Raw genomic sequence first — 14909 nt, 5'->3', positions numbered from 1 at the left:
CGCCAAATCCTTTTTGGCGGATGCCTTAGTTTTGCTTATGCGTTCAGAATTTATGGATATAAATTCTGATTAGCTAAAATTAGCCCCGCTTTCATGAAAGCGGGGCTTTTTTCATCATTCTATTTGAGAGGAAGATCGCAGCGCAGCAAGTCCTCGTATGTTTCTCTTCTGACTACAAGCACTGATTCTCCATTTTCAGCAAAAACTACTGCAGGCCGCGGCAGGCGGTTATAATTATTCGACATTGAATAGCCGTATGCACCTGTAGAAAATACTGCCAGGATATCACTTGCTCCGGTTTCCGGAATAGGAAGATCCCAAATAAGCATATCCCCGGATTCACAGGCTTTCCCGGCAATCGAAACAATCTCTTTAGACGGGGCCAACGGTTTGTTTGCAAGTACAGCCTCGTACTTTGCCTGGTAAAGCGCAGGTCTGATATTATCGCTCATTCCTCCGTCAACAGCAAGAAACTTTCTGATTCCAGGAACGTCTTTTGAGGAACCGATCGTATAAAGTGTTACTCCCGCGTCGCCAACTAGAGAACGACCCGGTTCAATCCAAATTTCTGGCATTTTTAGAGAATATGAAGAAGAAAGCTTTTTCACCTCTCCAATAATTTCCTCCACATATTGCGAAGGGGCAAGAGGCTCATCTTCCTTTGTATAGCGAATTCCAAATCCACCGCCAAGGTTTAAAACTGAAGCCTCAAAACCAAGTTCTCTTTTCCATAAATCAAGTTTTTCATAAATCTTTTGGGCAGCCAAAAGAAAGCCCACCGTTTCAAATATTTGGGAACCGATATGGCAATGAATTCCCAAGACCTGAAACCTGCTTGAATGAATAGCTTTCTCCAAAGCTTTCTGGGCTTGGCCATTTTGCAAATCGAAACCAAACTTGGAATCTTCCTGACCCGTCAAAATATAATCATGGGTATGCGCTTCAATTCCAGGGGTTACCCGCAGCAAAATTGGAACCGAAGTGTTTTTTTCAGAGCAAATACTATCCAATAAATCCATCTCATAAAAATTATCAACGACGATGCAGCCAATACCATTATCAATGGCCATTTCAAGCTCATCACGGCTTTTGTTATTCCCATGAAAATGAATGCGTTCCTGGGGGAAATTTCCTGCTAGAGCAGTATAAAGTTCTCCTCCTGAAACAACATCTAGGGACAGGCCCTCTTCATCCGCAAGCTGTACCATGGCAACTGTTGAAAAGGCCTTACTAGCATAAGCGACCTGTGCATTTACATTTTGTTTTTTAAAGGTATCTTTAAAGCCTCTGGCCCGATCACGGATCAGTGCTACGTCATATACATACAACGGGGTTCCGTATTGTTCGGCAAGCCTTACAGCATCCACCCCGCCAATTTCAAGATGTCCAATTTCATTGACTTTTACTGTCATTTTGTGCAGCCCCTTCTCCCGACCCTTTTGAAAAATAGACAGAATCCACGAAAGATACTGTCTACTTTAGTCCTTTATTTAATTAAAATTACTTTATCATAATTTAGGCCTTCAGTGCAATGGCTTTTAATGGGGCTGCCGATACTTGTTTCTTGGATGGACAATACTTGGTCTAAGAATCGAACCAGGTACCGCCCGGCGGATAATAATATGCAAGAAGGCTTTTGGCTCAAACGGAAGAAACGGCCAGAAATAGGGAGTATTAAGTACTCTTATATTTACTATGAAGAGGAAGAATAGGGTTGTGCCAATAATAAAGCCCGGTGCGTGAAACAGTGCTGTCAGTATCATTAAAATGATTCGTGTAATTTTATTGGCCACACTTAATTCATAGCTTGGTGTCGTAAAGGTTCCAATACCAGCCACGGCTACATAAAGAATAACCTCCGGAACAAATAATCCCACATCAATAGCAATTTGGCCAATCAAAACTGCCGCAATCAGACCCATTGCAGTTGATAGCGGTGTGGGCGTATGGATCGCAGCCATTCTTAAAAATTCAATTCCCATATCAGCAAGAAAAAGCTGAATGATAACCGGTATATTAGTTTGTTCATTTGGCCCAATAAATGCTATCTTTTCTGGCAGCATTGATGGCTCTACTACAAAAAGCAGCCAGAGCGGCAGCAGAAAAATAGAAGATAGTACACCCAGGAATCGGGTCCAGCGGACAAAGGTACCAACCGCCGGTGACTGCCTGTATTCTTCCGCATGCTGTACGTGATGGAAATAAGTAGTCGGCGTAATAATTACACTTGGAGATGTATCTACATAAATAATGACGTGACCCTCTAATATATGAGCGGCTGCAACATCTGCCCTCTCTGTATAACGGACAAGAGGGTAGGGGTTGAATCCCTGCTTCAGCAAGTATTCTTCAATTGTTTTATCAGCCATTGGTATTCCATCTATAACAATATTTTTAATTTCTTTCCGTACAATTTCAATTAAATCCTGATCAGCAACATCCTGAAGATATCCTAATGCTACGTCTGTTTTTCCACGGACACCTACGTGCAGCATTTCAAAGCGAAGCCGTTCATCGCGGATTCTTCTCCGAGTCAACGCTGTGTTAAGAATAATATTTTCCACAAATCCATCGCGCGAACCTCTAACAACCTTTTCTGTATCCGGTTCCTGCGGTGACCTGCCTGGATAGCTTCTTACATCAACAATAAGCCCTATCCCTACTCCATCGACAAAAACAGCAATAAGTCCGGAAAGAACCTTGGTAATACAGTCATCAAGAGTTTTAATTTGCTCTACAGACTGGTTTACCAGCCTGTTTTCCACTATTTTGAACAAATCGGTAGATAATTTTTCATGGTCATTGATACTAACTAGAACTTTAATTATCTGTGTAATATACACAGTATCACACAGACCGTTTACAAAGTAGATATGTACATCCTTGCGAAGGATTTTAAGTTTCCTGACTCCCAGGTCAAAACTTTTTCCCAATCCGACTCTTTCTTTCATGTACTGCTCAATTTCATCGACAGTATCAGGGACGGGCCATTTCACCTTTTCTATATCTACCATTCATAACCGCTCCTTTCCAAAATAAGTTCGACCGCTTTTCTTGTAATAGGTGCACCGCGTTCGTAGTGATCGCGTCGAGACATTTTCCCAATATCACCTATGCCTACAATAATGGGAACATCCAGTTGGTCTAGACAATAGACAGTATCCCCATTAATGCGGCCCATCTCCATTTCCGGAATTCCATATTTATCAACCCCATATGGTGTTAGTTCCCCGTCTCTGTCGATACAGACATCGACTCTTGTCCATTCTTCCTGCCTTGTTCTAGAAGCAACAGCAATGATTCCAAGTACCTCAATATCTTCATGGAGTGCTACATACTTTAATGCCATTTCCCCCAAACCTTCTCCCAGCAGACCTCCATCATCAAACATGACCAGGACAGGATCGTGATGGGCTTTTTTAATCATCTCTACCAGTTCCGGACCATTATGGGCAGAAGGATTCCCATGCGACATGGATATACAGCGGCCTCCTATTTCTAAAGCAACATGCTCTACTGCCCGTCTGGCGTAATCATCTCCATCTGTTATGAGAATAACTTTTCTCTTCTCGCTCATCCTGTTATTCCTTTCGCCCGAAAGTTAATGATGAATAAAATAAACCCATTGAAAAATAGATCCAAAGATTTTTCCTAGCACAAGAGCCATCAATAATGTAACTATCTCTCCGTCCATTCCAATTCTCTTGGCTAGAATAGGGATTACATTTAGCACTTCCGTTAAGGCTGCAGCAAGCATACCCACATAAACCCCTCCGGCTAAGCCCAAGGGTATTAAAAACCACGGATGGATTCCAAGCACAGGGTCCCGCAGACTTGCCACAATGCCAACCATCGTTCCTAAGACAACTGCGATTTCATACCATTGAATCATTTTCATGGTTTTACTAAGCTGAGTTAACCTTGGAATGATACCAAGTACTGTTAAAAAAGCGACAAATCCAGCTCCTACTGCCAGCCCTCCGGCAAGGCCGATAAAGATAACAAATAAAATTTTAATCGTCATCATCTATTCTTTTAATACTTTCCTTGTTTTGACTGATAATGACATAATTATCGAGGTCCATCTGATAATTAAACATCTCTACTTCTAAAGGGCTCGGTTCTTCGTTGAGCCGCTTTCGGAATATATGATTAAAGAACAGAATCATTCCCAATCCCAGCCCAATAGAGTATGGTATTTGAAAAAGAAAAGGCTTCGGATCATGTTTGCCGGTGATTATTGTGGCCAGCTTTTCCTGTACAGACCTCATGCTGACATCATCATGGAAGTTCATTATGGCGAGAGCAGAACCAAAGAACAGCAAAAACCATATTAAAAGAAAAATGGGAGCCGATACTCTTTTTTTCTTATAAACCACTTCTATAATTGTTTGTGCGGGTCCAATAGTTTGGATTTCTGCTTCTTTAAATTGGTGTGAAATCTTTTCTATCACCTTCATTACATCGATAACGACAATATTGAGATCCTGCTGTGAAACCTTGTATATCACCATTTTCTGCAAGGCGGCAAGCATGTATTCGGGCGCAATTATTTGCGCCATATCTTCTAAGATCACTTTATCATCAGGCCAAACCTGAACACGCTGCCGCAGGCGAAGATAGATCGTTTTTTCCAAAACTCTCACTTCCCACACAATGATTTCCTCGTATAGATTAGTATGGATTAAATCGATATTTTCATGATATCCAAAAATTAACAAAAGAAACAAAGGGCGCAAACTTCCTGATCAGATGATGAAAGGCTAAAGTGGCTACTACCTCGAAAAAACAGCGCTTTTCCTTCGTGCGATGCTGATGCTTCCGAAGCTTTCCTTGTCCTGATTTTTGGAGTGGTTTTGCTTATGTCCCCGAGCTGTTCGAATCATCACCTATCGGTCATGATCCTCAAAAGATATTCAATGAAGTAAATTCCCGAGGAAAACTGGCTGGGCGTAGGAGCTAGATTCCAATAACTTTATTTGTATTTATCTACAGGATTAAAATCTATAGTTTCCTTAACAACGAAAAAAAGAGCCGCAAGGATTTATATATCCATGCGGCTCTTCATTTCCTGTAATATCTTTTTTTCCAGCCTTGAAACTTGAACCTGCGAAATACCCAGCCTTGCAGCTACCTCTGATTGAGTTTGATCCTTGTAATAACGCAAATACACAATCAGTCTTTCACGTTCATCGAGTTCCCTAATGGCTTCTTTTAAAGCAATTTTATCAAACCATTTGCCATTGTTTCCATCATCAATCTGGTCCAGCAGAGTAATAGGATCTCCATCATTCTCATAAACAGTTTCATGAATAGATGTTGGAGTCCTGCTTGCCTCCTGGGCCATGATAATCTCCTCGGGCGACAATTCCAGATTTTCAGAAAGCTCACTGACAGTTGGAATTCTGCCGAGAACTTTTGATAATTCATCCTTTGCCTTCCGAATCCGATTACTCATCTCTTTGAGGGAACGGCTGACTTTTACTGTCCCATCATCCCGAATAAATCGCTGGATTTCTCCGATTATCATGGGAACAGCGTAGGTAGAAAATTTGACATCATAAGATAGGTCAAATTTATCTACTGATTTCAACAGCCCAATGCAGCCAATTTGGAATAGATCATCCGGATCATAACCTCTGTTTAAAAAGCGCTGGACAACAGACCAAACAAGGCGCATATTCTTCTCAACAATGAGGTCTCTTGATTCCTGGCAGCCATCCTGGCTTTTTTTAATAAGCTCCTTAACCTCATGATCCTTTAAATACGTTTTGTTCTGATCGTTCTTGACCTCCACATCCATTGGCAAGTCTCCTTAATTGCAAAGCATTTTGCTCGATGACAAATGCTTACGTAGTCTGACTTCGGTTCCTTTGCCAGGCTGTGAATGAATCTCTACCTCATCCATAAAATTCTCCATGATAGTAAATCCCATACCGGAACGCTCCAAATCCGGCTTTGTTGTAAACAATGGCTGACGAGCTTCTTCCACATCTGCAATTCCATGTCCAATATCTTTAATGGACATTTCAATCAATCCATTTTCAATGGTTACATTAATAAAAACAATCCCTTCCGGGTCATTATCGTAGCCGTGGATAATTGAATTGGTAACAGCTTCTGAAACAACTGTTTTAATTTCGGTCAGCTCATCCATCGTTGGGTCAAGCTGGGCAATAAAGGAAGCAACAGTAACACGGGCAAAAGATTCATTTTGGCTAAGAGCGCTAAACTGCAGTTTCATTTCATTTTTCACGGTTACGCTACCCCCAATCTTTGCAAAGCAAATTCTTCAGACGGTTCCATGCCAATAATTTTAAACATGCCCGACATATCGAATAATCTTTGAACAGCTGGAGAAATAGCGCATACGACCATTTCACCGTGTACCTGCTTGATTTGCTTATATCTTCCCAAAATAACGCCCAAACCGGAGCTATCCATAAACGAAAGTTGTTCCAGATTTAAGACAATATGGCGAATTTGATTCCTTTCAATTGTCCCAGCTGCTTTCTTGCGAAGTTCTTCTGCTGTATGATGATCTAATTCACCGCTCAAACGCAGGCACAAAACATTATTTTTTATTTCCATATCAATGTTAAGACTCACTATCCCTGGCCTCCTTAATCTGGTATAGTGAGTCAATTCGCTTTTAATTTGGCAATATCCTTCCCCTAAGACAAAACTAGTCGGCTTTCGCTAAAAGAAGTGCCCTTCCTTATCTTTTCGACACCCGGAAGTGTGCGATTGATCATGGCCTGCTTTTATCACCCGTTTTTAACTCCCAAGAAATGTTGAGATTACTACGATCCACTTTGTTTTTTCCTATAAGATTTCAGTCACCAATTTAGATTTATAATTTTAACTCTTATTCACCGGACTTTGTAAACATGCCGAATGCTCTCTTATAGAGGTTCCACCAGCTTGCTTCCTTAACATCCTTTTCAGCGACCAGAGGGCTTTCCATTAGAACTTTACCACTCTTTACAAGCTGAATTGTTCCAACCTGATCTCCTCTTTCAATTGGAGCCTGAAGGTCTTTCATTATAACTACCTTTTTCTGAATTTTTGACGTTTTTTCTCCCTTCTTTGTTAGAAGAGAAATAGGTTCACTGGTTACAGCATTTACTTTGCTTATTTTCCCTTTGCTAATTTTCGCCATTCCTACACTCACATTGCGTTTAAATATAGGATGAGTTTCATATTGGCTAAATGCATAATCAAGCATCTTTGTTACCTCTGCATTACGTTCTTTTGAAGTCGGAGCACCAAATACCACTGCAATGACTCGCATGCCATTTTTTTGCGCAGTAGCTGTAAGACAGTATTTTGCTTCTGATGTAAAGCCGGTTTTAAGGCCATCAACCCCAGGGTAGAAGCGGACCAGTTTGTTCGTATTTACAAGCCAGAATTTCTTATCTGTATCTTCACGCAGGTAAGCCTCATACAACCCGGTAAACTTAGTTATATCCTGATACTTTAATAATTCCTTTCCCATAATAGCCATATCATGTGCAGTGCTGTAGTGGCCTTCAACCGGAAGTCCAGTAGTATTTTTGAATACTGTGTTTTTAAGGCCAAGCTGTTTGGCTTTTTTATTCATCATTTTTACAAATGCAGGCTCGGATCCACCTATTCTTTCGGCCATAGCCACAGAAGCATCATTTCCTGAACCAATAGCAATTCCACGGAGCATTTCTTTTACCGTCATTTCCTCGCCAGGCTCTAGGAAAATTTGAGATCCGCCCATTGAAGCAGCATATTCGCTTGCTCGAATCTTTTCATTCCAGGATAATTTTCCTTTATCAATTTGTTCCATAATTAACAGCATGGTCATGATTTTCGTCATGCTGGCAGGGGGAAGCTTTTGATTGCTGTTTTTCTCATAAAGAATCTTTCCTGTATCCCTTTCAATTAGAATGGCAGACTTAACATTTTTGACAAGACTATCATCACTGTTTTCTTTGGCAAAAGCAGGCATGCCAAGGGATGAAATCAGTAAGAACATAACTATAATTGAGACGATTCGTTTCATTCGCATAACCCTCCTATTCTTTATAGGGTCATTTTTTCCAAAACAAACATTTTTATACAGTATTTTCCTTACTTCAAAAATAAAAAAGCCCGGGAACATTTCCCGAACTTTCGAAATAAATTTATTCAGTGATTTCTCCGTGTATGAGAACCGGAGCTTCTACCTTTGCAGCGGTAAGAATTATATTGTTATAAAGCATCTCTTTCACTTCATTTACATCTTCAAAATTACTGTATATAGTAACGATTGATTCGCCCTTCTTTACTTGGTCGCCTATCTTTTTGCGTAAAACAAGGCCCACTGCCAGATCAATGACTGATTCTTTTGTTGCTCGGCCAGCTCCAAGGAGCATAGCTGCTGTTCCTACCTCGTCAGCGACGATTTCAGATACAAAGCCATCTTCTTTAGCTTCTAGTTCAAATGTATATTTAGCTTGGGGCAATTTCGATGGATCATCAACGATGCTTGCGTCACCACCTTGGGAACTTAAGAAGACCTTAAGCTTATCAAGGGCGGAGCCATCCTTGATAGCAGCCTCAAGCAATGCACGAGCTTCAGTCAGTGAAGAAGCTTTCTCAGCTAGATACACCATATGACTGCCTAGTGTGAGACAAAGCTCTGTTAAATCCTCCGGTCCTTCACCTTTGAGCGTGTCAATGGCTTCCTTGACCTCCAAGGCATTTCCAATTGCAAAACCAAGCGGCTGACTCATATCCGAAATCACGGCCATTGTCTTTCTGCCAACATTATTTCCGATTCTGACCATTGCACGGGCCAATTCCTTTGAATCTTCAAGAGTCTTCATAAAAGCTCCCGCGCCTGTTTTTACATCCAGGACTATAGCATCGGCTCCTGCGGCTATTTTTTTACTCATAATCGAACTCGCTATCAGCGGAATGCTATCCACAGTTGCCGTTACATCTCTTAAAGCGTAAAGTTTTTTGTCAGCAGGGGTAAGGTTTCCGCTTTGGCCTATAACAGCAATCTTATTTTTATTGACGAGGTTGATAAATTCACTGTTTTCAATTTCAACATGGAATCCTTTCACCGCTTCAAGCTTGTCAATTGTTCCGCCAGTATGGCCCAATCCGCGTCCGGACATTTTTGCCACAGGCACTCCTACTGATGCAACGAGTGGCCCAAGTACTAGTGTCGTAGTATCACCAACACCTCCGGTTGAATGTTTATCAACCTTGATACCCTTAATCTGTGATAGATCAATTTGATCACCTGATTCAACCATTGCCATCGTTAAATCTGCGCGCTCTTTCTCCGTCATTCCTTTGAAAAAAATAGCCATGGTTAGAGCGCTGACCTGGTAGTCAGGTATACTACCATCTGTATATCCTTTTATTATAAAATTAATTTCTTCTGAGGATAACTCCAATCCGTCACGCTTTTTTTCAATCAAATCAACCATTCTCATTGCCATCATCACTCCGCTTTAAAAATAAATTATTCAGCTATGCTCAGAACAAGCTCTTTTACGTATAGCAGGAAGTCTGACTTTACTCTCTCAGTTGTTTCGATAACTTCATCATGTGTTAATGGCTGATCAAGAATTCCGGAAGCCATATTTGAAATGCAAGAGATGCCAAGCACTTTAATCCCAGAGTGGCGGGCTACAATTACCTCTGGCACAGTTGACATTCCAACTGCATCTCCGCCTAGAACACGAATCATCCGCACTTCTGCCGGTGTTTCGTAAACAGGACCCGTATTGCCTACATAAACGCCTTCTTTTACTTTAAGATTAATTCTGCTTGCAACGGTCTTTGCAAGGACGCGAAGTTCTTTGGAGTAAGCCTCTGACATATCAGGAAAACGCGCACCCAAGCGGGCATCATTCGGTCCGATCAGCGGGTTGGAACCCATGTTATTAATATGATCGGATATAAGCATTAAGTCCCCTGCCTCAAAGCTTTGGTTAACGCCTCCGGCAGCATTAGTCACGATCAGGACTTCAATACCTAGCTCCTTCATTACACGAACTGGAAAGGTTACTTTATCAAAGGAATAGCCTTCATAAAAATGGAATCTTCCTTGCATAGCAACCACTTCTACTCCACTAAGTGTGCCAAAAACAAGCTGACCTGCATGACCTTCAACAGTTGAAACAGGAAAGTCCGGAATTTCGTGATAAGGAATCTTTACCGGATCTTCGATTTCATCAGCCAGAACACCGAGGCCCGATCCCAGAATAAGACCGATTCTAGGCTTGTTTGAATATTTCTCTTTTAAAAAGTCTGCTGCTCCTTGAATTTGTTCTAATTTCATCTTTATCCCTCATTTTAACGTTATGTAAAATTTATCACCCGCTTTAGGCAATCCAGGTTAGGTACCTGACCTGTGAGCTTTAACGGGCGATAGTTCGCTGGCACTTAAGTTTGTGGTTAGAGCACTATCTGCTTTTCTTATTTCAATTCACTTAGGAAGCTTTTACCATACTCTGGCATTGTAACGTTGAAGTTCTCAGCCACAGTTGCACCGATATCAGCAAAGGTTTCGCGAAGAGGCAGCTCTTTTCCTTCCTTCAATCCCTTTGAATAAACTAAAAGAGGTACATATTCACGGGTATGGTCTGTTCCTGGATGTACAGGATCATTTCCGTGGTCAGCGGTGATGATTAAAAGGTCTTCTTCCTTCAGCTTAGAGAATACCTCTGTAAGCCTTGCATCATATTCTTCAAGAGCTTTGCCATATCCGATTGGATCACGGCGATGTCCATAAAGAGCATCAAAGTCCACTAAGTTCAAAAAGCTAAGACCTTTAAACTCCATGTCCAGGGTTTGAACGAGTTTATCCATTCCATCCATATTGGAAACTGTGCGGAGTGATTGGGTTACCCCCTCTCCATCGTAAATATCAGAGATTTTCCCTATTGCTATTACATCTAGTCCTGCATCCTTTAACTCATTCATTACAGTCCGGCCGAAGGGCTTTAGAGCATAGTCATGGCGATTAGCGGTTCGCTTAAAGTTCCCTGGTTCTCCAAGGAATGGCCTTGCTATCACACGGCCAACCATGTACTTTTCATCAAGTGTCAGTTCACGTGCGATTTTACAAATCTTATATAATTCATCAAGAGGTACAATCTCTTCATGTGCAGCTATCTGAAGGACTGAGTCTGCAGATGTATAAACAATCAGCGCACCCGTCTTCATATGTTCCTCTCCAAGTTCATCAAGAATTTCTGTTCCGCTCGCTGGCTTATTGCCAATTATTTTTCTCCCAGTACGGTTTTCAAGTTCTGAAATTAGTTCGGGCGGAAAACCATCTGGAAAAACACGGAATGGGGTTTTAATATTTAACCCCATGATTTCCCAGTGTCCTGTCATAGTATCTTTTCCATTTGAAGCTTCCTGCATTTTTGTATAAGAGGCAAGCGGCTTTTCTGCTTTTTCCACTCCGCCTATTTCACGAATGTTGCTCAAACCGAGCTTAGCCATATTTGGCATGTTAAGGCCATTCATCCTCTCAGCAATATGACCAAAAGTGTCAGAACCTTTATCACCAAATACTTCCGCATCAGGTGCTTCTCCAATTCCCACTGAATCCATTACTATAAGAAAAACGCGTTTATATGCAGCTGTCATCGAGTTACCCTCCTTGAGATGAAAACGGTTACTTAAATACAGAATTAAACAGCTTCAGCATAAAAGCTGAAACTTATTTTTTTCTGGAATACATAAGTGTATATTACCCTTTTTGGTATTGATTAACCAAAATTTGTGAATAAATTCGTCAGAAGTCTGACATCTTTATTTTACTAAAAGATTAAGAAATTACAAGAAAAAGCCACCTATTATTTATGGCAGCTTTTCGACAATTCTAGCAAAATATTAAGCTCTCGGATGAAATTGGCGGTAAACATCCTTTAACCTTGTTTTGGTTACATGTGTATAGATTTGTGTGGTTGATATATCCGCATGTCCGAGCATTTCCTGTACAGCCCTTAAATCAGCCCCATTTTCAAGCAAATGTGTTGCAAAGGAATGCCTTAGTGTATGCGGGGTTAGCTCTTTCTGTATTCCAGCTTCTTGTGCAAGCTTTTTGAGGATTTTCCAAAAGCCCTGCCTAGTCAGCCGCTGTCCGCGCAGGTTCAGAAAAAGTGCATCATCCTTGTGTTTCTTGGAAACAAGCCTTCCTCTCGCGTTCTCTAGATAATTCTGCACTGCATTCGCCGCCGCTTTACCAAGAGGAATAATTCTTTCCTTATTCCCTTTCCCAATACAGCGGACAAATCCCATTGTTAAATGGATGTCTCCCATATTCAAGCCAATCAGTTCGCTGACACGGATACCTGTTGCGTATAGAAGCTCGAGCATAGCCTTGTCCCTTATTCCAAAAGGATCATTTAGCTTTGGGTATTCAAGCAGCACCTCAACTTCTTCCAGGCTTAATACCTTTGGCAAAGACCGTTCCATTTGCGGCGATTCAATGTGCACAGATGGGTCATGGTCTGTCGCCTTATCCCTTAGAAGAAATTGGTGAAAGGCACGAATGGAAGCTACATGCCTTGCCTGAGTTTTAGCAGACTTCCCCTGTTCCTTGAGATGTCCAAGGAAATGGACAATATGCACACGCTGGACAACGTTAAGAGTAGCGATGGTCTCCACATTCTTTAAATAACTTATATAACTCTTTAAATCACGTTCATAAGACACGATAGTGTTTTTTGCAAGTCCTTTTTCTACTATTAAAAAATGCATAAAGTCCTTCAAATGGTCTTCCATGGTTACATTACTCCCCGTTTAAGTAAAACAATAATAGTCTATCGTACCAGGAAGAGTTTTCATCCTCTGCCGCAGCGGACACTTTTACCGCTGCCCCTTCCGGCTTTTCATAGCGGTGGTAATTCTGATATTCTTCATTTATCCACATAATAGCATAATAAAAAAGTATCGTGCATCCAGTAAATAAAATAAAAACTTTTAATGTTTGATAAACCATTTTAAAAAAAGACAACATAATGGCGTTCCTCCGAATTGTCATAAATATGAGCCAGGGAAAACAAGCTGATACTTGCCTGAAGATTCCGGCTAATAAAAGGTATGCCAATTTGGACAAGATTTATACCTCTAGAGTCTGGTTTATCTTTAAAAAAATAAGGCTTTTGTTATTTATAAAAGTAAAAATAGGCTCGCTTTCCGCGGGCAATCATGCTACTCCCTATAAATACTCGTAATACGCATCTGTGTACAGCTATTTGCAGCTTTGCGACGGGCTGAAGGCTGGCTGCTTCAATATTCTGTAGCGCAGAGCATGCCTCCTCGGTGCCTTACGACCTGGCAGGCTCCCCGCCTGGCTTGCTTTTCCCGCAGGACGTTGAGGCTGCATGAATGAATTGACACCGCACGAAGAAAATGCGAATGCTTTTTCGTGACCTCGCCTATTTTTGCTCACATTCTCTTAAAATTACAACAATCTCTTAGAAAGGAGCCAAAAATAAAGAACCTCATCATGAAGAGAAGGTTCCGGTTTCAGTATTCAACTGGTCTGTTTCTGTTTCTGTCTCTGTTTCTTTTTCCTGGCAGCGATGGCAAATACCATGGAATGTCAGCCTATGATCTTTAATTCTAAAATTCCAACGGTTTTCAACAATAGCTTCCACATCTTCAAGCAGGTCCTCCTGAATTTCATCCACCGCACCGCATTCTATACAGACAAGGTGGTGGTGAAAATGAGCGGCACCTTCCTGGCGAAGATCATAACGGGAAACTCCGTCGCCAAAATTAATTTTATCAACAATTTTTAATTCTGTAAGCAATTCCAGCGTCCTATAAACAGTTGCAAGCCCTATTTCGGGCGATTTTTCTTTAACAAGGAGGTATACATCTTCAGCACTCAAATGATCCTCTTCATTTTCCAATAAAACTCGAACGGTAGCTTCACGTTGGGGTGTCAGCTTGTAGCTCGATGAATGCAATAGTTTCTTTATTCTCTCAATTCTTGTCTCCATCCCGAAGTCCCTCCCTCGCTACTGTTAGTTTTCATTATAACAGAAGGAAAACAGGATTCAAACTAAAATTATTATAAACAAGTTTATATAATTATTATTATATAATAATTATTTTTTAATAACCTGAACAACTGTTTTCATAAGTCCCGGTGACAGATATGCTTCTATTCCCGATGCGGCAGAAATGAAAACCGCAGCTGCAATAAGAGCTGCAAAATATCTTTTAATTAAAGGAGTAAATGGCTGACCAACTTTTTTCATAAATTGCCTGCTGATCATTTTTAGTGAAAAAGATACAGATGCCACTGCCATTATTATAAAGATTGGGATAATAATAAGGTTTTGAGGAAGGATGGAAACGAAGGCAAGCAAAAAGCCATTCCATCCCATCTGGTTAACCAAAAAGCCAACTGTAAACCCTACAACCATTCCTTTTATAAAAAGAAGAATTAGAATAATCGGAAGCCCAATAATGGAAATACCGAGAATCCACATCAATCCGATAAATTTGCTGTTATGGAGAAAGCTTTGAAGGAATAAATCCTGATTTGCCTCTACCTTTCCGCTTGAAATCTCTCCGAAAAACTGGGAGAGATAATAGAATAAATCTTCTTTTTGCGACAAACTCATGCTGTTGACGACAACGGCTCCAAAGATTACTCCCATTAAAAATAGAATGATCACAAATAGAAAAATTGAGGAATGCTCGCGAAAATAACTTGCGGCGACGTTATGGTACATTCGTTTCTTCATTTCGGCTCCTCCTACTGCTAAATTACTACATTCTATGCCTGTCCTTTTGTTGTATGACAAAAAGATAGAGTCACTTTATTGTGGGTGCTATACTGTTTAGGAAAAATATAGTATTTTCTTTGGAAGTTTTAAGAATTAAATAGTTTTATAGGGGATGTT

General features: G+C 40.8%; 16 protein-coding genes. All 16 read right to left on the bottom strand.

All coding sequences use genetic code 11. The features are described 5' to 3' along the window. Positions 1-119 precede the first annotated feature (119 nt). Positions 120-1412: a diaminopimelate decarboxylase gene (gene lysA / locus AC3WR0_RS16015; protein WP_492553247.1), complete on the bottom strand. Its 1293-nt coding sequence runs from the start codon at positions 1410-1412 to the stop codon at positions 120-122. Between the two features lie 126 nt (positions 1413-1538). After that, positions 1539-3014 (bottom strand): spore germination protein, encoded by a 1476-nt coding sequence (locus AC3WR0_RS16010; protein WP_492553246.1) that lies wholly within the window; start codon positions 3012-3014, stop codon positions 1539-1541. Next, positions 3008-3577 carry a stage V sporulation protein SpoVABEA gene (spoVAEA, locus tag AC3WR0_RS16005; RefSeq protein WP_492553245.1) on the bottom strand — a complete coding sequence of 190 codons (570 nt, stop codon included), beginning with the start codon at positions 3575-3577 and terminating at the stop codon, positions 3008-3010. Before spoVAEA ends, AC3WR0_RS16010 begins: the two co-directional genes overlap by 7 nt. Before the next feature lie 24 nt (positions 3578-3601). After that, positions 3602-4024 (bottom strand): stage V sporulation protein AB, encoded by a 423-nt coding sequence (locus tag AC3WR0_RS16000; protein WP_492553315.1) that lies wholly within the window; start codon positions 4022-4024, stop codon positions 3602-3604. Next, a complete protein-coding gene (locus AC3WR0_RS15995) occupies positions 4014-4637 on the bottom strand; it encodes a stage V sporulation protein AA (RefSeq protein ID WP_492553314.1) in 624 nt (207 codons plus the stop codon). Before AC3WR0_RS15995 ends, AC3WR0_RS16000 begins: the two co-directional genes overlap by 11 nt. A gap of 407 nt (positions 4638-5044) precedes the next feature. Continuing rightward, positions 5045-5803 carry an RNA polymerase sporulation sigma factor SigF gene (sigF, locus tag AC3WR0_RS15990; protein WP_027323753.1) on the bottom strand — a complete coding sequence of 253 codons (759 nt, stop codon included), beginning with the start codon at positions 5801-5803 and terminating at the stop codon, positions 5045-5047. 12 nt (positions 5804-5815) lie between these two features. After that, a complete protein-coding gene (gene spoIIAB, locus AC3WR0_RS15985; RefSeq protein ID WP_166022500.1) occupies positions 5816-6256 on the bottom strand; it encodes an anti-sigma F factor in 441 nt (146 codons plus the stop codon). Between the two features lie 2 nt (positions 6257-6258). Continuing rightward, positions 6259-6609 carry an anti-sigma F factor antagonist gene (gene spoIIAA, locus AC3WR0_RS15980; RefSeq protein ID WP_492553244.1) on the bottom strand — a complete coding sequence of 117 codons (351 nt, stop codon included), beginning with the start codon at positions 6607-6609 and terminating at the stop codon, positions 6259-6261. Positions 6610-6868: 259 nt separating this feature from the next. Then, entirely contained in the window at positions 6869-8035 is a 1167-nt protein-coding gene (locus AC3WR0_RS15975; protein ID WP_492553243.1) for a D-alanyl-D-alanine carboxypeptidase family protein, read from the bottom strand. Between the two features lie 121 nt (positions 8036-8156). Beyond that, positions 8157-9461 (bottom strand): pyrimidine-nucleoside phosphorylase, encoded by a 1305-nt coding sequence (locus tag AC3WR0_RS15970; protein ID WP_492553242.1) that lies wholly within the window; start codon positions 9459-9461, stop codon positions 8157-8159. Positions 9462-9490: 29 nt separating this feature from the next. Then, positions 9491-10312, bottom strand: coding sequence for a purine-nucleoside phosphorylase (locus tag AC3WR0_RS15965; protein WP_492553241.1), 822 nt, complete (start codon positions 10310-10312; stop codon positions 9491-9493). 137 nt (positions 10313-10449) lie between these two features. Continuing rightward, complete coding sequence (gene deoB, locus AC3WR0_RS15960; RefSeq protein ID WP_492553240.1) at positions 10450-11631, bottom strand: phosphopentomutase; 1182 nt, start codon at positions 11629-11631, stop codon at positions 10450-10452. 246 nt (positions 11632-11877) lie between these two features. After that, positions 11878-12771 carry a site-specific tyrosine recombinase XerD gene (xerD, locus tag AC3WR0_RS15955; protein WP_492553239.1) on the bottom strand — a complete coding sequence of 298 codons (894 nt, stop codon included), beginning with the start codon at positions 12769-12771 and terminating at the stop codon, positions 11878-11880. Between the two features lie 7 nt (positions 12772-12778). After that, positions 12779-13006, bottom strand: coding sequence for a YqzK family protein (locus AC3WR0_RS15950; protein WP_027323745.1), 228 nt, complete (start codon positions 13004-13006; stop codon positions 12779-12781). 490 nt (positions 13007-13496) lie between these two features. Continuing rightward, positions 13497-13997, bottom strand: coding sequence for a ferric iron uptake transcriptional regulator (fur, locus tag AC3WR0_RS15945; protein ID WP_492553238.1), 501 nt, complete (start codon positions 13995-13997; stop codon positions 13497-13499). Positions 13998-14105: 108 nt separating this feature from the next. After that, on the bottom strand, positions 14106-14750 hold the full coding sequence (spoIIM, locus tag AC3WR0_RS15940; RefSeq protein ID WP_492553237.1) for a stage II sporulation protein M: 645 nt from the start codon (positions 14748-14750) through the stop codon (positions 14106-14108). Between the last annotated feature and the right edge of the window lie 159 nt (positions 14751-14909).

It is taken from the genome of Neobacillus sp. FW104-15D2, from assembly GCF_058790155.1.
This window is presented reverse-complemented; position numbering and strand designations above follow the sequence as displayed.